Annotated in this window: 22 protein-coding genes; 10 read left to right on the top strand and 12 right to left on the bottom strand. The window is 67.3% G+C overall.

The window, feature by feature from the left end:
- The first annotated feature begins 25 nt into the window (after positions 1-25).
- On the top strand, positions 26-937 hold the full coding sequence (locus tag ACFPJ1_RS08210) for an EamA family transporter (RefSeq protein ID WP_380102558.1): 912 nt from the start codon (positions 26-28) through the stop codon (positions 935-937).
- A gap of 185 nt (positions 938-1122) precedes the next feature.
- The gene (locus ACFPJ1_RS08205; RefSeq protein WP_380102556.1) at positions 1123-4224 is read left to right on the top strand and encodes a tyrosinase family protein; all 3102 of its coding nucleotides are present in this window, start codon (positions 1123-1125) and stop codon (positions 4222-4224) included.
- A gap of 17 nt (positions 4225-4241) precedes the next feature.
- Here ACFPJ1_RS08205 and ACFPJ1_RS08200 read toward each other — a convergent pair whose 3' ends face one another.
- Both ACFPJ1_RS08200 and ACFPJ1_RS08195 read right to left on the bottom strand, forming a co-directional pair.
- Complete coding sequence (locus ACFPJ1_RS08200; protein ID WP_380102554.1) at positions 4242-5549, bottom strand: sensor histidine kinase; 1308 nt, start codon at positions 5547-5549, stop codon at positions 4242-4244.
- A 12-nt stretch (positions 5550-5561) separates the two neighbouring features.
- Positions 5562-6239, bottom strand: coding sequence for a response regulator transcription factor (locus ACFPJ1_RS08195; protein WP_380102552.1), 678 nt, complete (start codon positions 6237-6239; stop codon positions 5562-5564).
- 99 nt (positions 6240-6338) lie between these two features.
- Here ACFPJ1_RS08195 and ACFPJ1_RS08190 point away from each other — a divergent pair, with 99 nt between their 5' ends.
- Genes ACFPJ1_RS08190 through ACFPJ1_RS08180 form a run of 3 tightly spaced genes read left to right on the top strand, consistent with a single transcriptional unit; the run spans position 6339 to position 8343 of the window.
- On the top strand, positions 6339-7070 hold the full coding sequence (locus ACFPJ1_RS08190) for an ABC transporter ATP-binding protein (protein ID WP_380102550.1): 732 nt from the start codon (positions 6339-6341) through the stop codon (positions 7068-7070).
- Positions 7067-7867, top strand: coding sequence for an ABC transporter permease (locus ACFPJ1_RS08185; RefSeq protein WP_380102548.1), 801 nt, complete (start codon positions 7067-7069; stop codon positions 7865-7867). Before ACFPJ1_RS08190 ends, ACFPJ1_RS08185 begins: the two co-directional genes overlap by 4 nt.
- Positions 7864-8343 (top strand): hypothetical protein, encoded by a 480-nt coding sequence (locus tag ACFPJ1_RS08180; protein WP_380102546.1) that lies wholly within the window; start codon positions 7864-7866, stop codon positions 8341-8343. The genes ACFPJ1_RS08185 and ACFPJ1_RS08180 overlap by 4 nt, the downstream gene beginning before the upstream one ends.
- Positions 8344-8553: 210 nt before the next feature.
- Here ACFPJ1_RS08180 and ACFPJ1_RS08175 read toward each other — a convergent pair whose 3' ends face one another.
- From ACFPJ1_RS08175 to ACFPJ1_RS08150, 6 genes are all read right to left on the bottom strand, one after another.
- Positions 8554-9459, bottom strand: a complete 906-nt coding sequence (locus ACFPJ1_RS08175; RefSeq protein ID WP_380102544.1) for a GTP-binding protein LepA — start codon at positions 9457-9459, stop codon at positions 8554-8556.
- A 156-nt stretch (positions 9460-9615) separates the two neighbouring features.
- On the bottom strand, positions 9616-10383 hold the full coding sequence (locus ACFPJ1_RS08170) for a nucleotidyltransferase domain-containing protein (RefSeq protein WP_380102542.1): 768 nt from the start codon (positions 10381-10383) through the stop codon (positions 9616-9618).
- A 121-nt stretch (positions 10384-10504) separates the two neighbouring features.
- Positions 10505-11224, bottom strand: coding sequence for an alpha/beta hydrolase (locus tag ACFPJ1_RS08165; protein ID WP_380102540.1), 720 nt, complete (start codon positions 11222-11224; stop codon positions 10505-10507).
- A 336-nt stretch (positions 11225-11560) separates the two neighbouring features.
- Positions 11561-11851, bottom strand: coding sequence for a hypothetical protein (locus tag ACFPJ1_RS08160; protein ID WP_380102537.1), 291 nt, complete (start codon positions 11849-11851; stop codon positions 11561-11563).
- 104 nt (positions 11852-11955) lie between these two features.
- Positions 11956-12519: a cysteine dioxygenase gene (locus ACFPJ1_RS08155; RefSeq protein WP_380102534.1), complete on the bottom strand. Its 564-nt coding sequence runs from the start codon at positions 12517-12519 to the stop codon at positions 11956-11958.
- Positions 12520-12726: 207 nt separating this feature from the next.
- Positions 12727-13413: a hypothetical protein gene (locus tag ACFPJ1_RS08150; RefSeq protein ID WP_380102532.1), complete on the bottom strand. Its 687-nt coding sequence runs from the start codon at positions 13411-13413 to the stop codon at positions 12727-12729.
- 132 nt (positions 13414-13545) lie between these two features.
- Between ACFPJ1_RS08150 and ACFPJ1_RS08145 the strand changes: the two genes are divergently transcribed.
- On the top strand, positions 13546-13815 hold the full coding sequence (locus ACFPJ1_RS08145) for a hypothetical protein (RefSeq protein ID WP_380102530.1): 270 nt from the start codon (positions 13546-13548) through the stop codon (positions 13813-13815).
- A gap of 11 nt (positions 13816-13826) precedes the next feature.
- On the opposite strand, the gene ACFPJ1_RS08140 is transcribed toward ACFPJ1_RS08145, so the two are convergent.
- Both ACFPJ1_RS08140 and ACFPJ1_RS08135 read right to left on the bottom strand, forming a co-directional pair.
- On the bottom strand, positions 13827-14018 hold the full coding sequence (locus tag ACFPJ1_RS08140) for a hypothetical protein (RefSeq protein ID WP_380102528.1): 192 nt from the start codon (positions 14016-14018) through the stop codon (positions 13827-13829).
- Between the two features lie 56 nt (positions 14019-14074).
- Positions 14075-14266 carry a hypothetical protein gene (locus ACFPJ1_RS08135; RefSeq protein WP_380102526.1) on the bottom strand — a complete coding sequence of 64 codons (192 nt, stop codon included), beginning with the start codon at positions 14264-14266 and terminating at the stop codon, positions 14075-14077.
- A 172-nt stretch (positions 14267-14438) separates the two neighbouring features.
- Here ACFPJ1_RS08135 and ACFPJ1_RS08130 point away from each other — a divergent pair, with 172 nt between their 5' ends.
- The 4 genes from ACFPJ1_RS08130 (at position 14439) to ACFPJ1_RS08115 (ending at position 18204) form a co-directional block, all read left to right on the top strand.
- Positions 14439-15608 carry a sensor histidine kinase gene (locus ACFPJ1_RS08130; protein WP_380102524.1) on the top strand — a complete coding sequence of 390 codons (1170 nt, stop codon included), beginning with the start codon at positions 14439-14441 and terminating at the stop codon, positions 15606-15608.
- Positions 15605-16273: a response regulator gene (locus tag ACFPJ1_RS08125; RefSeq protein WP_380102522.1), complete on the top strand. Its 669-nt coding sequence runs from the start codon at positions 15605-15607 to the stop codon at positions 16271-16273. Before ACFPJ1_RS08130 ends, ACFPJ1_RS08125 begins: the two co-directional genes overlap by 4 nt.
- Positions 16274-16492: 219 nt before the next feature.
- Entirely contained in the window at positions 16493-17410 is a 918-nt protein-coding gene (locus tag ACFPJ1_RS08120) for an ABC transporter ATP-binding protein (protein ID WP_380102520.1), read from the top strand.
- Positions 17407-18204, top strand: coding sequence for an ABC transporter permease (locus tag ACFPJ1_RS08115; protein WP_380102518.1), 798 nt, complete (start codon positions 17407-17409; stop codon positions 18202-18204). Before ACFPJ1_RS08120 ends, ACFPJ1_RS08115 begins: the two co-directional genes overlap by 4 nt.
- 250 nt (positions 18205-18454) lie before the next feature.
- Here the strand turns inward: ACFPJ1_RS08115 and ACFPJ1_RS08110 are convergent, their stop codons facing one another.
- Positions 18455-19243, bottom strand: a complete 789-nt coding sequence (locus ACFPJ1_RS08110) for an XdhC family protein (RefSeq protein WP_380102516.1) — start codon at positions 19241-19243, stop codon at positions 18455-18457.
- On the bottom strand, positions 19240-19554 hold the full coding sequence (locus ACFPJ1_RS08105) for an XdhC family protein (RefSeq protein WP_380102514.1): 315 nt from the start codon (positions 19552-19554) through the stop codon (positions 19240-19242). The genes ACFPJ1_RS08110 and ACFPJ1_RS08105 overlap by 4 nt, the downstream gene beginning before the upstream one ends.
- Positions 19555-19592: the final 38 nt, after the last annotated feature.

Below are 19592 nucleotides of genomic sequence, written 5' to 3'. Positions count from 1 at the left end.
AGGTGGCTCTTTCGAGAATGGACGTATGCCGAAGTCAGCATCGCGAGATCGCAGTACGGCCTCGACGTCGAGCGTCGCGCGTCGGCTGCCGCCGCATGCCTACTTCGTTGTCAGTGCCGTCTTTCACTATCTGGGACCGGCGTTCGCGGTTCTGCTGTTCGCCCGTATTGACGTGCTCGGCGTCGCGTGGTTGCGCATCGCGACGGCCGCTGCTGTGTTCGCAGTTTGGCGCCGGCCGTGGCGTCTGTGGCGGCGCCTCGGTTGGGCCACCCGCCGGCTGCTGGTCGGCTGGGCGGTCGTGCTGGCGGTCATGAACAGCGTGTTCTACCTCGCCTTGGACCGGCTGCCGCTGGGTACAGTCGCCGCGATCGAGTTCTTGCCTGTCATCGTTCTGGCTGCTCTGGCGACCCGAACCCGCCGGAACGTGACCGCCTTGGTGTGTGCGGTCGCCGGGGTCTACCTGGTCAGCGACGTACAACTGGTCGACGAGCCACTGGGGCTCGCCTTCGCCGCCGCCAACGCTGTGCTGTTCGCCTTGTACATCGTGCTTGGGCATCGCGTAGCGCGGAGTGATCAGGTATCCGGGATCGACGGCCTGGGGTTGTCGATGCTGATCGCTGCCGTCGTTGCCCTGCCGATCGGTATCGCGGATGCGGCGCCCGCTTTCGCGGACCCGGTTGCACTGGTGGCGGCTGTCGGCGTTGGAGTCTGCTCGTCGGTCATCCCCTATGTGAGTGACCAGCTGGCGATGGCCCGGCTGCCGCGTGCCACCTACGCCCTGATGGTGTCGCTGCTTCCAGCTACCGCGACCGTCATCGGCGTCGTGGTTCTGACTCAGATTCCCAACGCCAAGGAGGTCCTCGGCGTGGTACTCGTTGTCGCCGGCGTCGCGATCCACGGCGAACGCGCCACGTCGCTGACGGACTCGTCGCCGTGATGGCCGAGAACCAGGACGGAACCCGGATTCGTGGCTATTGACACGCCATGACCCGAATGTTGCGCTGGTCCTGGTGGTAGAGGGGGCTGCGGAACGTTCGACCTCGCAGATGTCTCGTCCAAGGCGCAGGCGGCCGTCGGCTTCTGCGCGTCGAGGGCTGCTGCTGATCACAGGGGGACTGAGTTGTGTATTTCCGCAGGAATGTCAGGAAGCTGATCGAGGAGTACAACGCCGCCGCGCCGGCCGACAAGCCGGCCACCGAACTGATGCGGTTCCGCAACGCCGTGGTGGCGCTGAAAGCGGCGCCCAGCCAGCTTGCGCCGCCACACACCCAGGCGAATCGGTACGACGACTATGTCTATGTCCACCAGCAGTCGATGGCCGGACATCCGAGCGGTGACCCGGGGCCGCACCCCGGCCACCGCGGACCGATGTTCTTCCCGTGGCACCGCGAGTTCCTCCGGCGCTTCGAACAGGACCTGCGGACCGTCTCGGGCGACCCGACCATCTGCCTGCCCTACTGGAACTGGAGCGTCGACAAGGTGCCGGCCGACAGCGGCTACCCGTTCTTCACCGAGTTCCTCGGCGGCGACGGGACCGGCCCGGGCGCTGTAGTCGCCGACGGCGTCTTCGCAAAAGCCAACGGATGGAATCTGGCGATCGCGGACGCGTACGACAACAATCCCCAGCACGTCGCGAACTTGTCCTCCCTCCAGCGCCAGCTCGGCGTCGGGGCGGCTGTCCTGCCGGTCGAAGCCGCGGTGAGCGGCGCTCTGGCCGAGACCACCTACGACGCCAAGCCATGGAACCGAACCACGCCGGGCAGTGACAGCTTCCGGAATCTGGTCGAGGGCTGGGTCGGGCCGCAGCCGGGATCCAACACTCACAATCGGGTGCACGTCTGGGTCGGCGGATCCATGCTCCCCGGCACCTCGCCGAATGACCCGGTGTTCTTCCTCAATCACGCCAAGGAAGACGAGCTCTGGGCGGTCTGGATGCAGAAATACCCAGCCGAAGCGCGTTACCTACCGCTCGACACCGAGTCACTACCCGCCGGGCACACCCACCTCAAGCGGCTGAGCGACCACCTGGACAGCCTCGCCGAGTACTTCGGCGGCGCCACCCTGGACCGGCCGATCGACCTGCTGGACCACAAGTCGATCACCTGGTACGACACCGACCTGCCGGACATCGTGCTGGAGTCAGGCCCGGCGGTCGGGTTCACCGACGTACCGGCAGGGCTCACAGTCGGTCGCAAGATCCGGTTCCGGGTTCGCAGCTGCCGGCCGGTGTACTTCAGCCTGACAGCGTCACCGACCGGCAACTTCAGCGTCGTCGGCGGCCCCGACTTCCTGGTAGTTCCCCAGCCGGCCAACGACTTCGAGACGCTCGAGGTGGAGGTGCGCTTCCACGCGGTCGGTGCGAATGTGCAGGTGGCTGCGGTCGACCTGCAGGCGGTCGTCATCGACGATGAGGGCTACTACGCGGCGAGTCCCGGCGATGCGTTCGTGGTCGGCACGTTCCACGTCGAGCTGGTGGCCAGCAGCATCGTCACCACCAGCAGTTCGATCGCGCTGGTGCTGGACCGCTCCGGCAGCATGGCTGATGTCGTGACCGGCGGCCGCACCAAGAACGTGCTGCTGAAGAGCGCGACAGGCGTGCTGCACAGTCTGATGCACGACGACGACGAGATCGGTATCGCCCGGTTCGACCACGTCGCGGACGCGATCCTGACGATGTCACCGAAGGCCGCCGGGCTGGGCACTGTGCTGACTGGACCCGATCTGGATCCGCGCGGCGCGACCAGCATCGGGGCAGGCCTCCTGGTCGGCAGTGCGCTGGTCAACGGTGCCGGTGCGAGCCACCCGAACAAGGCAGTGCTGGTTCTGACCGATGGCAACGAGAACACTGCCCCGCTGGTGAGCTCGCTGCCTCCCGGCACGGTCAACCAGACGACCTTCGCCATCGGGTTCGGCTTGCCCGGCCAGGTGAGTGCTCCGGTGCTCAGCCAACTCTCCGGCAACAGCGGCGGATACCTGCTGATCACTGGCGCGATGAACAGTTCCGCCGAGCGCTTCACGCTCGCCAAGTACTTCATCCAGATCCTCAAGGACGCCACGCTGAACCAGACCGTGGTCGATCCAGCGGGCCAGTTGCTGTGGAACCAGAGCGCGCAGACCAACTCGTTCTCGCTGACCGAGGCTGACCTGTCGGTCGACATCGTGGCGCTGTGTCCAGTGCCGCAGTTGCTGGACTTCACCCTCACCACACCGAGCGGCGCCGTGATCACTCGTGACAGCTCAGCCGTCGAACCGAACGTCAGCTACGTGGTGGATCCAGACGTGGCCTACTTCCGGCTGTTGTTGCCCGCGCTGACCGCCGGACCCGCTGGATCCCACCGAGGCAGCTGGGAGGCGACCTTGCGGCTGCGTGACCCGCGGGAGGTCCTGGAGGAACTCGAGGAAGAGGGCGACGACCTGGCCATCCAGGCGTTCCTGCGCGCGCTGCGTGAATGGGCGGATCAGCCCGTGCCGTACAACCTGTCGGTTCACACCTACTCGAACCTCCGCCTGGATGCAGCGCTGCTGCAGAAGAGCTTCGTTCCAGGTGCCGATGCCGCGATCGTGGCATCGCTGAGGGAGTACGACCTGCCACTGACCGCAGCGGCAAAGGTCTGGGTCGAGGTCCGGATGCCCGACGGTTCGACGGCGAAACTGGAGCTGGCCGAGGTCGGGGAGGGCAGGTACGCGTTGGACTATCAACTGAGGCTCGCCGGTCAGTACCAGTTCCTGCTGCGTGCCGTCGGCCGTAGTCCCAGCAACGGGACGTTCTCCCGGGAAAAGGTGCTGACCGCCGGCGTCTGGGAGGGCGGTGACAAGCCGCGGAAGCCGGCGCTCGACGGCGAGGATGGGGACGGCCAGGAGGACTTCGGCGGGTTGCGTGACCTCGTGGGCAAGCTGCCCGGATCGGCTGCCGTTCGGGAGCGCTTGAGCCGCGCCGGGTTTGATCTCAAGGCCTTGCGCGACGCACTCGCGGCGGCGGCGCCCGGCCAGCCGACCACCGAACCCGAGCCGGATGAGGTCTCCGTCGACGACCCGGAGGAAAGGCGGGAGCTGGTAGCGGAGCTGACCGAGCAGGCGCGGGCGGCGATCCCCGAGCTGAGCACGCCGGTCGTACGCCGGCCGAGGCTGCCTGGCGTCCCGGGGAATCTGTTCGTCGACGATCCCGAGCCGATCGAACCGATCGAACCGCCGGAACCGGACCACGACCACGATCACGACCACTGAGGCCGGGCACGCTGTCGTCAGGGCAGCGGCTTGAGCCTTGTGGCCGCGCTAGGCAGCCGGATCTCGAACACGGCTCCGCCGGAGGGGTGGTCGCGGGCTTGGACGGTGCCGCCGTGGAGGCGGACGACTTCGGTGACGATGGCCAGGCCGAGGCCGCTTCCGCCGTCTTCCCGGTCGCGGGCTGTGGTGAGGCGGACGAATCGCTCGAAGATCCGTTCGCGGTCGGCGACGGGGATGCCGGGTCCGTCGTCGGAGATCGTGAGAACCGCCTGGTCGGCAGTTTCGGCCAGGGTGAAGGTGATCCGGTGGCGGGCGTAGCGGGCGGCGTTGTCGCCGAGGTTGCGGATCATCCGGCGTAGCGAGTTCTCGTCGCCGAGGATCTGACCCGCGGAGACCGCCGAGGTGTCGACGGTGAGGGTCGTGGTCGTGCGCAACCGACGGGCCTCGGCCAGGACGAGGTCGTCGAGATCGACGGGAGAGCTCGGCAGGGAGAAGTCCTGTTCGTCGGCGCGAGCGAGGAGCAGCAGGTCGTCGACGAGGCACTGGATCCGGAGGTCTTCGGCGAGCACGGTGCCGGCCAGTTCTTCCAGCGAGGATCGGTCCGGGTGTGCGAGCGCGACCTCGGTGTGCTGGCGGATGGACGCGATGGGGGAGCGGAGTTCGTGTGAAGCGTCGGAGACGAACCGTCGTTGGCTGTCCCGCGACTGTTGCAGCCGGTCGAGCATCCGGTTCATCGTCGCGGCCAGTCTGCCGATCTCGTCCCGGCTGTGGACCGCCGGCACCCGGCGGTGCAACTCTGCGGCGGAGATCTCGTCTACCTCGCGCCGGATCGCCGACACCGGTGCGAGCATCCGGCCGGTCACGATCCACGTCACGCCCCCGACGACGGCGAGCATCACCGGCAGCCCGATCAACAGGACCCGCCGTACGAACCGGGTGGAATCCAGGACGTCGACCAGTGGCCGACCCACGATCACCTGTACCCCGTCCGCCTGCGGCATCGAGGCGGCAGCGAAGACGAAGTCCTCTGAGTAGCCGAGTGGCTCCACCGCCACGCATCGGGTGCCTGGATCCGCGAGCCGCTGCGTTCCCGATGCGCCCACAACCGCCCCGGATCGGTCGACCAGTTGCACCAACTCGGTGCCGGAGGCCCGCACTTCCTGCGGTGCGGCAAGGCTCAGTTGGGCTGCACGCTCGCGGGTATCCGCACAGACCTGGTCGGTCAGCACCGACCCGAGCAGTGCGACCAGAATCAGGGCACCGGCCACCAGCGCCAGCCCGACAACGAGGACCGCGGCAAGAGTCACTCGGACTCGCACCGTCATTGCCATCGCCCCCTATCCGCCATCGGCCGCCAGTCGGTACCCCGAGCCTCGCAATGTCGCGATGGACGATCGCCCGAATGGCCGGTCGACCTTGTTGCGGAGGCGCCGTACGTAGACCTCGACGATGTTGGGATCGCCCTCGAAGTCGTAGTCCCAGACGTGTTCGAGGATCGTCCGCTTCGACACCGTCACGCCCTGGCGGCGGATCAGGAATTCCAGCACCGACAGCTCGCGCGTGGTCAGGTCCAGCTCGGCCTCGCCTCGCCAGGCCCGCCTGCCTGCCGGGTCAACCCGCAGATCGCCGGCCTCGAGGATGACCGGCCGCGCGACAGCGCCTCGGCGTACCAGGGCTCGCAGTCTGGCGACCAGTACGGCGTACGAGAAGGGCTTGGTGAGGTAGTCGTCCGCGCCGGTGTCGAGTGCCTTGACCTGGTCGGTGTCCGCGTCTCGTGCCGTCAGCATCAGGATCGGGGTCCAGATGCGCTCGGTCCGCAGCGTGGAGCAGACCTCGAACCCGTCGATCTCCGGCAGCATCACATCCAGCAGCAGGACGTCGTAGCTGTGCTCGCGGGCCAGCCAGAGTCCGTCGGTGCCGGTGAGCGCCACGTCGACGGCGAAGCCCTCCGCCTCGAGGCCGTTGCGCAGACCGGCGGCGAGCCGCAGTTCGTCCTCGACCACGAGCGCCCGCATCCCGTACCTCCTCTGCGGCGATCCTGACCCATTCTCGCTGAACGCGGGCTGAACCCGGCGTTCAGCCGGGGTTCAGGACCGTCGTCCTACCGTCGAGCCATGCCCACACTCGAAGTCGTCGGCCTGAGCAGACGGTACGGCCCGCGCAGCGCCGTAGAGGGCCTGAGCTTCGTGGCCGAGCAGGGTGACATCGTCGGTTTGCTCGGGCCCAACGGCGCGGGGAAGACGACCACGATCCGGCTGCTCACCACGATCCTCCGGCCGACGGCCGGCTCGTTCACTGTGGCGGGGATTCCCGACCGGGAGCCGGCGAGGATCCGGGCGCGCATCGGTGTGCTTCCCGAGAGCGCCGGCTATCCCGGGCGCCAGAGCGGCCGGGCGTACCTGGTGTACGCCGCGAGGTTGTTCGGCCGGAGCCGAGCCGAGTCCGCGATGGTCGCCCAACGCCTGCTGGACGAGGTCGGTCTCGGCGATCGGGCCGGCTCCCTGATCTCGACCTACAGCCGCGGGATGAAACAGAGACTGGGTATCGCACGCGCCTTGATCAACGACCCCGCCGTCGTGTTCCTCGATGAGCCGACGCTCGGGTTGGACCCCGCCGGCCAGCGCGAAGTCCTCAGCACGGTCGCTCTGATCGCCGGGGAACGTGGCGCCACCGTGGTCTTGTCCACGCACACTCTGGCGGAGGTCGAGCAGGTGTGCAGCACTCTGCTGATCCTGGATCGCGGCAGGCTTCGCGCGGCCGGTACGGTCTCCGAGGTCAAAGCGGCGGTCGGTGCGGCGAGCCTCAACGATGCGTTCCTCAGCCTCACCGAGGGGAGCGACCGATGAAGGTCGACGAGCCCCGTACGCTGGGCAGCCGCTGGCTGGTGGTCGCCGAACAGGAGTGCCGAGACCTCTGGATCGGGGGACGTGGTCCGCTGCTCGTGTTCGCGTACAGCCTGCTGCTCAGCGCGATGACCTACCTGGCGGCCACGAACCGCGCAATGAACTTCCTCGAGCAGCGAGAAGCCGTCAACCTCGCCGTGCAGGTGGCTCTGTCGGTCGGAGTGCTGCTCACGCTGGTGGTCAGTGCGGACGCGATCAGCGGTGAACGCGAACGCGGCACCTTCGAAGCGCTGCTCCTCACACCGGTCTCGCGGCGGGGGATCGTGGCCGGAAAGCTGGTCGCGGCCACAACTTTGTGGCTGGCCTGTTTGGTCGTCGCGATTCCGTACCTGTGGGTGCTCGGACGCGGTGTCGCAGCGACGTGGCAAGCCGTAGTACTGGCTCTGTGCGTCGGGACGCTGGTGGCATTGGGCCTGGCCGGCCTGGGGTTGTTGATCAGCGCCCTCACGAACTCGAACAAGACCAGCCTGGCGGTCAGTCTGTTGCTGTTGCTGGTGCTGTTCGCCCCGACGCAGATCCCAGCGTTGCCGAGAACAGGCTTCGGGGAACTGCTGGTCCGCATCAACCCGATCGGGTCGGCATTGCACTACGTCTCCCAGGTCCTGGTCGGTCGTCGAACCTGGACGCACGACCTCACCTATCTAGTCGCGCCAGCCGTCCTCGCCGTGCTGGTCTGCGCCCTGCTGATCGTGATCGGCCCTCGCATCGTCAAGCTGACCGCAGGAGTGAGCACCGAATGATCCCGCTCAATCTGATCGCTACCGTCCTGCTCGCGGTCTCACCCGCATCACCAGCGCCCGTCATCACGATGAACCAGACCAGCCTGACCGCCGTGACGGGCCAGACGCTGTCGCTGGAATCGGTCGTCACTGGGGAGTTGAAGGAGCCGGCGATCGCGCACCTCAACGTCGCCAGCCTCGACGGCGTGTACGTCGACCTCGAGGACTGGACGACGGAGGTCACCAAGCCGGTCCCCCCGGGCGCGGAGACGCAACTCGACTGGGAGGTCCAGGCCGTCAACCCTGGTCGCTTCGCCCTCTACATCGTCCTGATTCCCCAGAACGGCGCGCTGGTCGCCGGGCCGCCAGTTCACCTGACCGTCGCGTCCCGCGCGACCCTGGACACTGCCGGCGCCCTCCCGGTCGCGCTCGCCGTCCCGACCCTCCTCGGCCTGACGGTTCTAGCCGGCCGCCTCCGCCCATTCCGCCGAACCTGAGCGGTCCGTGCTGGAGGACCCAGCCTGAGACGGTCAGGCGTCGCGCAACCGCAGTACTGCCCGATGGTCGCAGTCATCTTGACCGCACCGCAGAGACGGTGATCGAGCTCGTTCGCACGTACTACGCGGCGACCGCGGATGCCGGCCCGGCGAACACTCTCACGGCTGATCAGGCCACGGCGGCCAAAGAGCCCTGAGAGCGACCGGTGTTCAGATCTCGAGTCCGGCGGTGCGAGCGGTGGACAAGGCAATCGCATCCTGGAGCGCCGTCAGGAGGTAGTCAGGCACCTGCAACCCTTGCTGCTGGGCCCACAGGAGTTCACGTTCCACCAGGCTCACCTGCCTGGCGATCTCCAGCAGGTCGCGGTCGAAGTCGAGTGCACGGGCGACGTCGCCGAAGTCCGCAAGTTGCCGGCGGCTGTTGACGCCGACGAGCGAGAAGGATCTGCGGCGCAGGGTCCGGGCGAGATGGAGTTGCCAGTCACTCAACCCCTCCTCGTACACGAGTGCCTCGGCAGACAAACGGTAGAACGCGAAATGTCCAGGCTCCTGCCGTTTGATCGGTGCGATGACCGTCTCCGCGATGGCATGCTCACCCATCCCTCGCAGTCCTTCGAACAGGCGCGAGTACGCGACCACGGCCGACCGTTCGGTCGCGGCACCGGTCAGGTAGTAGAGCAGCCGGATGACGCCGAGCATGCCGGGTAGGTGGGAGAGCACTCCGACCACCCGCATCCGTGCGCTCAGCCCGAGATCGGTCTCTGCCGACGTCATCCCGAAACCTCGCTGGACCGCGTCCAGGAGGATGCCGTGCTGCAGTTCCTGCGGCGACCACACATCCTCGTAGAAGAACCGGTCGGTGTCGGTGGCGTGGGGCATGAGTGCACGCAACTCGAGCACGTTTCGCTCGACCTCGACCTCGACCCGGCTCAGATAGTTGAACACCCCGCCGTACCGTCGGCGCACGAGATCGGCGTTCTTGATCGTCAGATCGGCGGCATCGAGGGCGAGCGGCGGGTGTTCCTCGGCGAATCTCTCGACGAACCGGCGGAGTCCGTCCTGCGACAACCGTTTGGGTACGGCGCTCTGCTCCGTTCGCTCATGTACTTGGGTCATGGTCTCCTCTCCTTCATCGTGCAGCTCCCAACGCGCGTTGCCGGCTACAACGAAGTACGGCTGCTGGACCTGGCCGAGCTCGTTGCCCAGAGCAACTGACACTTTGGATCGAGGACACGGAGCCTTATCGGGGAGGTGCAGGCGAGGGGCTCGTACCTATGGCACCGGGAACGCTTGCTCAAGCACTCTTGTCGTTTCGTCGATGGCAGTTGTCAGAGCTTCTGGGGAGGGCGTCAAACCGCTGACGATGTGGTCGAGGTCTCGAAGTCCGGCTTCATCCAGCAAGGTTTTCTCGTTCGTCGCCCAGCTGCGTCGGGCGGCCATGATCGCGTGGGCTGCCTGACAGCCGGCGGTGGCTATTGCCCCGGCGGACTCGGTGAGGTGCCCGTGTTCGGCATGGGCAGTTCGGGCGTAGGCAAGAGTGTGTCGGGCGTCGCCCCACCAGCGTTTCGATGCCTGCCGCTGCAGGGCTTGGGGGTAGTCGGGCTGCGGGAGGGTGCCGCGGAGGACCTGGTTGATGGCCAGTTCGGCAACGACGATGTAGCTCGGGATGCCGGCCAGGTGGAACAGCAGCCTCCCGATATGGAAGCGGCCCTCGCGAGCTTCTGCGAGCTGGTGTTCAACAGCGTCCAGGTCGCGATAGTGCACGTCGATGTGCCGGTCGTCGGCTTGCAGCCAGGCGCCGCCGTTGAACACTCCGCCGCCCCAGCCGCCGATCTCGGAGACTTCCCCGGGCCATCCAAGTGCCCGTACGTCTTGTGGAGAGAACGCTCCGCGGTAGTAGACCGCGAAGTCCCAGTCGCTGTCGGGACCGTGTGTTCCGGTTGCGCGCGAGCCTCCCAGCGCGACGGCATGGACGTGCGGCAGCGTTGCGAGTCGCTGTGTGACATTGGCGAGGAAGGCTTCGTCGTCGCGCGCCTGCATGGCCGGAGCTTAAGCTGCTGCTCATCAGGCGCAGCCGGATTTGCCGTACAGGTCAGCGCCTCGGTCGAATCGCCCAGGTCGGACGGGGTGTCACGCGTCCTTCGTCTTCGACCGCGCTGTTTCAGCGGCCGAACGCCCACGCAACCATCAGCGGGAACTCGCCTGCCCAAAATGGGTCGCCGTGATTGCCGGCCCGCTCCGTCATCACGACGTCCGCGCCGGCATCGCGCAGCGCGTCCGCCCACCGGGTGGCGTTCTCGAGGAAGAACGGCTCCAGTGTGCCGGCGACGAGGTAGGTGCGCGGTAGCGGGCTCGGCATCACAGCAGGCGGTCGGTAGCCCGCACCCGGCGAGGCGGAGAAGACCGCACCGTAGATGTCCGAATGCCGAAGCCCCATGGCGATAGAGAGCTCTCCGCTCGCCGACACGCCGCACACCGCGGTGCGTTCGGCGGGCAGCGCGACGCCGAAGCGCGACCGCACCCATCGGCGGACGTCCTCGACGAAGAAACTCTCGTGGGCCGCGAACCGTTCCTCGTCGAATGGCGGTGAGTATTCATGGATGCGCACCATCTCGTCCTCATCGTCCGTCCGGTAGGCACCAACGATCATCGTGGGCGGTACGTCGGCCGCCTCGAGGTACCCGCCCCACTGCGAGATCAGCTGACCGTCACCGGCGAACACGACTGCCTCGGGCGGATCCGGGGGCACGTACACCGTGACCTGCCGTCCACCGTCGTACTCAAAGGTCTCGGTGACGAGCTCCCCTGCTATCGGGTCGGCCCGCGCCGGTTCCTGCGCTGCTTCGGGACCGTTCGCGCCGACGGCTGCTTGGTCGTCCATGACTCGCACCTCGATCTCTCAGCGGTTTCAGGAGCGACGCCGGCCGCGTCCGTGGGGCGTGAAGCTGACCGGTTCTTCGTTACCGACCCAGTCGCCGTCGCCGAGTCGACGAAGGCTGCTCTTGAGGTCGGCAGACGTGCCAAGCCCGATCGTAGGCCCGCCCGGTCGTCTCCTGCCCGCTTCGTCGCGTGCTACACGGCACTCGCATTCGCAGTGATCACACTGGCTGGTCTGGCACGGCCAGCAGCAACTCTGTCAGCCGTGGCAGGGTCCCGACGCCAAGCGCCGCGGTGCGGCCGTGGGCGGCAAGCGAGGCGCCACGGCCGCCCGCCAGGATCAGCTTGGCGCTCCGCCTTCTGAGTAGCCGGCGGCCGCCAGCAGGCGGCGCAGCCCGACCACGGCCTCGATCTCCGTGTCCTTGTGTGCCGGAATATCGAAGAACCCGGTCTCGGAGCCGACCGTGACCTCGACCTTGCCGTCGTGGCGGCGCTCCACGGTGCCTATGGCCTCCAGCAACGACACCACATCGTGCCACTCGATGTTGTGGCTGGCGGGGTGCTGGAAGATCTGGCGCAAGGTGGTGCGGTGGTGGCTGGTGAGGTGCTCAGGTCCTGGGTTCGACGTCATCGCGGCTCCTCAGTGGTCAATGGTTAGCCTACGCCTGCAGCACTTGCGCGCGGCGAACGTAGGACCCGGTCTCTCGTACTGCGCGAGCGGGTAAGGGCTCGGCATCAGTCGAGGGGCCGGAGTTCGTCGGCGTACGAGACGGAGACCCGGCGCAGTACGCCGTCATTGGCGGAGTACTGGCCCATCCGCCACAGCGGCGGGCTGTACGCGTGCACGGTGACGCTGCCCTTGTCCAGGCCGGTCAGGCGGTGGATATGGTCCGGGCCGAAGCCGTACACGTCTCCGGCCGTCACCTCGGTCTCGATCGAGTCGATCCCGATCGCCAGGTTGTGCTCGACCAACCTGCCGCGGGCTACCGCGACGGCGCCGGAGGAGACGTCGTGGTCGTGCCAGCCGGTGTCGTTGACCGGGGTCCAGCAGATCAGCCAGACGTCGATGTTCGCGTCGCGGTGCAGCGAGGCGAAGACGCGCTCGTCGTCGCTGTAGGCGACCTTGTCCTCCCACAGGTGCGGCTGGGCGGCGATCGAGGCCGCGAGCTCGGCGAGCTCGGTGGGGTTCAGGTCTCGACCGGGAAGGGTCCTCAGCGACAGACAGTCGTTGAGCTCCACGAGCCGGCCGGCCTGGCGCGCGGGAACGACGGGTAGGTCGGAAACGGGCTGAGCAGTCACTGCAATCCCCTCTCGGAGTCGTCACACGCCAGCGATGCCTCGGGCGAGGGGAAAGGTGACGGGGCAACTCGGCGCGGGCCGCGTCGTCGAGCCGGAGAGTCCATCTCAGATCCTCAGTCTTGGCGTTCGGACGCCTCCACTATCTCGACCACCTGCACGCCCGCGAATCCGAGAAACAACTGATCCGCCGCGGATTGTCTGCGGGTGTCAAGCCCCCGGAGACGGGAAGTGTGCGTCGATGGAGGGTCTGGCGAAGGTTCGCCTGGCGGCCTCGATCGTGGCCGCGAGGTACGCCAGGCCGCTGATCGTGCCGACGATGGCGACCACGGTCGGCCCCGCCCCGGCAGCGTTCGAGATCAGTGCCCCGAGCGTGCCCGCGACCATCGTGTTGACGATGTTCACGAACATCGTCGTGCTGCCCAGGCGGTGGCTCACGGCTGGGCGGGTTCCCAGGGTGTAGGTCCTCATCACTCCGGCCTGGTCGTCGTGCCACGACGTGACGAAGTAGTCCGCCAGCGTCGGATCCATCTCGAGATAGGCAGCGCGCAGCCGGTTCATCCCGATGACGAGCATCGTGTCGTCCACGCTCGCGTTGTGCACCCGGACGGCGGTCAGTGTCCCAAGCACCAGCACCGCCGAGCTCAGGCCGATCGAGAGGACCTTGAAGGCGGTGCCGAACCCCGACGCCTGCGTCACCAGAGCGATCACCACTAGCGACGCGGAGGCGACCGTGAGGTGGATGGAGATCCGGCTCATCACCTCCGACCAGACTGTGCCTCGGGTTCCGAGCAGGCTCCAGTGCTCGGTAGCGAGCAGAGTCGCCCGGACTGCCTGCGGCACGGCGGCCGGCGCGGGGGTCGGTTCCACCGGAGGTTGGCTCCCGGATGACGACATGGTCTCTCCTCGGGACTCGGACGGACCGGTTCGGACGTCTTGTCAGTATGAGCCGGTCTCGCGGTTGAACCTTGGGAGCGAAACTCCCCGTGCAGGCGGGTGACTTCGGCAGCCGGGCTAGTCTCTCCCTTTATGGGTGACGACGGCGTGCACGAGTTGCATGTGACCGGGTTCGACGTCGAGGCGGGAGTGCGTTACGCCGGGCTTGGCGGCAACGTTGGCCCCGGTGTGCCGTTGGTGGCCTTGGAGATCGAGGGGCGGCCAAGGCCGGATGCCCGCGACGAGTCGCTGTGGCTCCGCCTCACCGTTGACATAGCCCGCGCGCTCGCCGCGGAGCTCATCCAGGAGGCGGACCACGCTGAGCAGTTGGCGCGCAGGCACGGTGACGCCTCACAGAACTAGCATCGATGCGATCACCAAGCGAAGGTGCGACGGATGGCCCAGATCCGCGAGGTACGGCGGGGCTGCGACATGGACGACTGGGCGCGAGCCGCGCGTCGGATCTCGCGGGCGGTACGACGCGCTTGGGCGTCCCGGATCCGCTCGTCGATCTGCTGCAGGGCGATCTGGGCGGCGAGTTCGGGGTCGGTGATCATCGAGTACATGAGTTCCTCCTTCGTGGTCGATGCCGGCTGGGGCCGACACCACGACGCTCGTTCGGTCAGTGGTGAGGCTGGGGCTGAGCTGGATCACGGCTGAGGGTCATCAGTGCCGCCAGTTGGCTCTGCGTGGGCGGTGGAACGTCGCTGAGGTCGCCGGCGTAGTAGCCGTTGTGCGGGTGGATCCAACCGGTCCAGGTCCCCGACTCTTCTTCGATGATCAACGATGCCGCCATGTCGTCCACTTCCGTCATTTCCTGGGGCTGAGGATGGTCCTCAGCGGTCCTTGTGGTGTTCACGACGCTATGGGCGTGCACCCGCCGAGCGCGTCGTCGGAAGGCCTTGTTCGCGCCGGCACCAAGCGACGAGTGGCAGTCCTACCTTGGTAGGACGCAAGCAACGATCGTGTTGTCGTACGTTGATCAGGTGAGCCGAGCGCGACTGTTCTTCTCGAAGTACGGTCTCGACCTCCTGATCGTGATTGCGGCGGTCGAGAGCGCGATCAGTACGGCGTTGCGCGACGACCCGGGCCACCCGACGGGCCCGATGCTGTGGTTCGAGGTGTTCGCGGTCGCGGCGGTCGTTCTCACCCTGCTCTGGCGACGCCGTTTCCCTTTCGCCGCACCGGCGGTCACCTGGCTGTTCAGTGCGGCGCTTTCCTTCGTGGACGGCCTGCTCATCGTGGACAAGGCCGGGCTCTTCGTCGCCGGAATGGGTGCTGCCCTGCTGCTCGGCAACCTGCGCCACGACACGGAGGCACGGGTCGGCCTGGCGATCGTGCTCGGCGGCGCGGCGATCGTCATCTACAACGAACCGGATCACACCAGAGGGGATCTCATCTTCACGCCGGTCCTGTTCGGGATCGGCTGGCTCGTCGGCTTCGCGCTCCGGGAGCGAGCCGAGCAGACCGAGGCCGCCGAGGAGCGCGCGGCTCGGGCCGAGAGAGAGCGGGAGGCGGCGGCTCGCGTTGCGGTGGCTGAGGAACGCGGGCGGATCGCACGCGAACTCCATGATGTCGTCGCGCACGCCGTCAGCGTGATGGTCCTCCAGGTGGGGGCTGTGCGCCACCGGATGCCCGAGACCGACACGGAGGATCGGGAGACCCTCAAGAGCGTCGAGCAGGCCGGACGCACGGCACTCGCGGAGATGCGCGCCCTTCTCAACGCGATGCGACACGACGGCGACGAGCTCGAGCTCCTGCCGCACCCTGGACTGGATAACCTCGACTCACTGGTGGACGACGTACGAGCTGCCGGGCTGCCCGTTCGGCTCCAGGTCCGCGGTGAGCCGTTCGCGCTGCCGCCAGGCCTCGACCTCTCCGCCTACCGCATCCTGCAGGAGGGGCTCACCAACGCCCTCAAGCACGCCCAGGCGAGCCAGGCGGAGGTCGACGTGCGCTACTCCGCCACGGAGCTTCGGCTCGAAGTACGTGACGACGGCCCCGGCGGCCCTTCCACCGACGCCGGTCTTGGCCACGGACTGGTCGGCATCCGCGAGCGCGTCAGGATCTTCGGTGGGGACATGACTGCGGGCACCTCCCATGCCGGCGGCTTCGTACTCCGTGCGCGGCTCCCGTTGAACGGCGGTGCCAGATGACCATCCGTGTCCTCGTGGTGGACGACCAGTCGATGGTGCGGGCGGGGTTCCGGCTGCTGCTCGCCGACGAACCCGACATGGAGGTCGTGGCGGAAGGGAGCAACGGTCTCGAGGCGGTGGCCCAGGCAGCCCGTTTCCACCCGAACGTCATCTTGATGGACATCCGCATGCCGGAGCTCGACGGGCTCGAGGCGGCCCGGCGGATCCTGGCGGCCGATGCGTCTGCGCGGATCCTGATTCTCACCACCTTCGATCTCGATGACTACGTCTACCAAGCGCTGCGAGCCGGCGCGAGCGGCTTCGTCCTCAAGGACGACCCGCCCGAGCAGCTGATCGCCGCTGTGCGAACCGTTGCGGGCGGAGACGCGCTCCTTTCGCCGGCCATCACCAAACGGGTGATCCAGCACTTCACCCGCCTCCACCGCGAGGCTCCGCCGAAGGCGGTGGACGCCTTGACCAGCCGGGAGATGGACGTGTTCCGCCTGATCACGCGGGGTCTGTCCAACGCCGAGATCGGCCAGGAGCTCTTCATCAGCGACACGACGGTCAAGACGCACGTCACGCGTCTGCTGCAAAAGCTCGACCTGCGCGACCGCGCACAGGCGATCGTCCTCGCCTACCAGACAGGCCTCTTCGACGCGTCCGAGACGCGGCCCCAGGAGTGACCCGACGGCTCATGCTGATCCTGCTCTCCCGGATCCGCACGCGCGTCAGTCCTACCTGAGTAGGACCCACAGCTCATCGGGTGGTCGGACTCGAGCGCGACCTCGTGACGACGCGCTGACGCCGCAGCGTTCCTAGCGTTGAAGCATGCAGTCAACCACGCCAAGGAGCAATGCCATGAACCACCAAGAGCGGGCATGGACTCGAGGGGACGCTCGGCCATGATCACCATCGACTCACTGTCCAAGAAGTACGGCGCCAGCACGGTCGTCGACGACATCAGTTTCGTTGCGCCTGCGGGCCGGGTGACCGGTTTCCTGGGTCCGAACGGGGCCGGCAAGTCCACCTCGATGCGCATGATGGTCGGCCTCACCGCACCCACCTCGGGAAATGCCACCATCTCCGGTCGCAGGTTTGCAGACCTTCCCAACCCAGGCCGTGAGGTCGGCGTGATGCTCGACGCTTCCGCCCAGCATGCGGGCCGCACCGGCCGCGAGATCCTCACCATCGCCCAGCGGATGATGGGGCTCCCCGGCCGTCGGGTCGCCGAGATGCTCGAGCTGGTCAGCCTCACCGAAACCGAGGCGAACCGACGGGTCGGCAACTACTCGCTCGGGATGCGCCAGCGACTCGGCATCGCCACCGCCCTGATCGGCGACCCGGCCGTGCTCATCCTCGATGAACCGGCCAACGGGCTCGACCCGGCCGGCATCCGCTGGATGAGGGACCTGCTCCGCGACTACGCGGACCAGGGAGGAACCGTCCTGCTGTCCTCGCACCTGCTGCACGAGATAGAGGTCATCGCCGATGACATCGTGATGATCGGCAAGGGCAGGATCGTCTGCCAGGGCTCCAAGACGCAGCTCCTGCAGGCTGCGGGCACCATCGCTCGTGCCGCAGACCTGTACGCCCTGAAGCAGGCACTCGACACGTCCGGTCTCCACACCACCGTCTCGGATGACGGGGCTCTGCGCATCGACGCGGACCCGCCGCGGGTCGGACGCGTGGCGCAGGAGGCGGGTGTGGCGCTCATCGAGCTGCGCACCGCCGACGGCGGACTGGAGGAGATGTTCCTTCAGCTCACCGCCGACACCCAACGAGAAAAGGCCCGCACTCAACGAGAAAGGAAAGTCGCATGACCGCCACCGTCGTCGCCCCCGTCCGTGAGCAGCGTGCCGACGTCTACCCGGTGCCCCTCTCGCGAGTCGTCAACGTCGAGCTGCGCAAGATGTTCGACACCCGTTCCGGCTTCTGGCTGATGGCGAGCATCGTCATCACCGCCCTTCTGACCACGATCGGGACGATCGCCTTCGCCCCCGACGCGGACCTCACCTATTACACCTTCGCCAAGGCGATCGGATTCCCGATGACGGTCGTGCTGCCCATCATCGCCATCTTGTCGATCACCGGCGAGTGGAGCCAACGCAGCGGTCTGACGACGTTCACGCTGGTCCCGCACCGAAACCGGGTCATCGCAGCCAAGGCAGTCTCGTCGGTCGCCGTGGCCATCGCCTCGATGCTGTTCGCCTTCGCGATCGGAGCGATCGGCAACCTGGTGGGAACCGCGATCACCGGGACGGACACGGTGTGGGACGTGTCGCTCGCCGAGGGCGTCAACATCGTGCTGGGCAGCCTGCTCTGCCTGCTGACCGGCACCATGCTGGGCATGTTGATCCGCAGCTCGGCGGCGGCACTGGTGGCGTACTTCGTCTACTCGCTCCTGCTGCCCACCGTCGCCGGCATCCTGGCCTCCAGCCAGGACTGGTTCCGGGACCTGCAGCCATGGGTGGATCTCAACTACGCCCAGGCCGCCTTGTTCGAGGGCACCCTTACCGCTGAGCAGTGGGCCAACGTCGCGGTCACAGCGTCAACATGGCTCGTCCTGCCCGCCATCCTCGGACTACGGATGGTCATGAAATCAGAAGTCAAGTAGACCCCGCGCTGTTCCTACTTCGACCCCCCAACGTTGCCACCGCCTCAGAGGCCCTGTTGCTCGACCGAGCGACAGGGCCTCTGGCCTGCCCTCTCCTCAAACAGCGACGAGACGATGGTCTGGCTTCTCTGCGCGGCGGACTTCCTGGTCAGGCCCTGGTGGCGACCTGAGGATTCCAGTCCCCATGCCGGCCGCGGAGATGAGTCCCGCGCGGCGTCGGACATGGTGGCTCGTCGAGTCAGCAGGCTTGTTAGTGGTGGATGGGGGTTTCGACGAGGCTCAGGGGTCGGATCTGGTCGAGGCCGGCCCGGGTGGCGATGATCTCGGCGCAGATGGAGACAGCCGTCTCCTCCGGGGTACGGGCGCCGAGGTCCAGGCCGATCGGGGCGTGCAGGCGGGTCAAGGCATCGTCGGTGACACCTTCCGCGCGGAGTCGTTCGAGCCGGTCGCGGTGCGTGCTGCGGCTGCCCATCACCCCGAGGTAGCCGACCTCGGTGTCCAGGGCGGCGACGATTGCCGGGACATCGAATTTGGCATCATGGGTGAGGACACAGATCGAGTCCCGGCTGGTGAGGTCCGGGCCGATCCGGGCCAGCAGGCGTTGGGGCCAGTCGACGATGACCTCGTCGGCCGCTGGGAAACGGTTCCGGGTGGCGAAGATCGGCCGGGCATCGCAGACCGTGACGGAGTACTTCAGTAGCTTGGCGGCGTTCGTGAGCGCGGCGGCGAAGTCGACAGCGCCGAAGATGATCATTCGGGGCGGAGCGGCGAAGGACTCGATGAAGACGGTGACTTCGTCGTGCTCTGGCTCGCCTCGGGCTCCATAGTGACGGATCGCGCTGGCTCCGGCCGCCAGGGCGCCGCGAGCGTCGCGACTGACAGCGTGGTCGAGAAGGGGATCACCCAAGCTCCCGACGCATTCGCCGCGAACGGGTACGAGTAGCTTTTTGCCCGCTCCGGGTCCTTCGACGACAGTGGCCAGCGCGATCGGTTGCTCGGCTCTCAGCGCCACCGCCAGTTCGTCGTACAAGGTTGTCACCAGTCGAGTGGCTCGACGAAGACGCGAATAGTGCCACCGCAGGTCAGTCCGACCGAGAACGCCTCGCTGTCGGAGTAACCGAAGGTGTGGACCGATCGCTCTCCGGTCTGGAAGATCTCCTCGGCCGCTGTGACCAGTGCACCCTCGATGCAGCCGCCGGAGACCGAGCCGGTCACCTCCAGCCGGTCATTGATCGCCATTGCCGCGCCGGGCCCGCGCGGACCCGAGCCATCCACGTCGACAACCCGGGCGATGACGACTGCGCAGCCCGCCGCGCGCCAACGGTCGATGTCGTCCAGCAGGTCTCGCATGCGAGCCTCCTCCCGCGGTCGACCGTAGCCGCATCGGG

The organism is Kribbella qitaiheensis (genome assembly GCF_042657745.1).
Taxonomy (GTDB): Bacteria; Actinomycetota; Actinomycetes; order Propionibacteriales; family Kribbellaceae; genus Kribbella; species Kribbella qitaiheensis.
The sequence above is the reverse complement of the archived record's forward strand: the minus strand, read 5'-3'. Positions and strand labels throughout refer to the sequence as shown.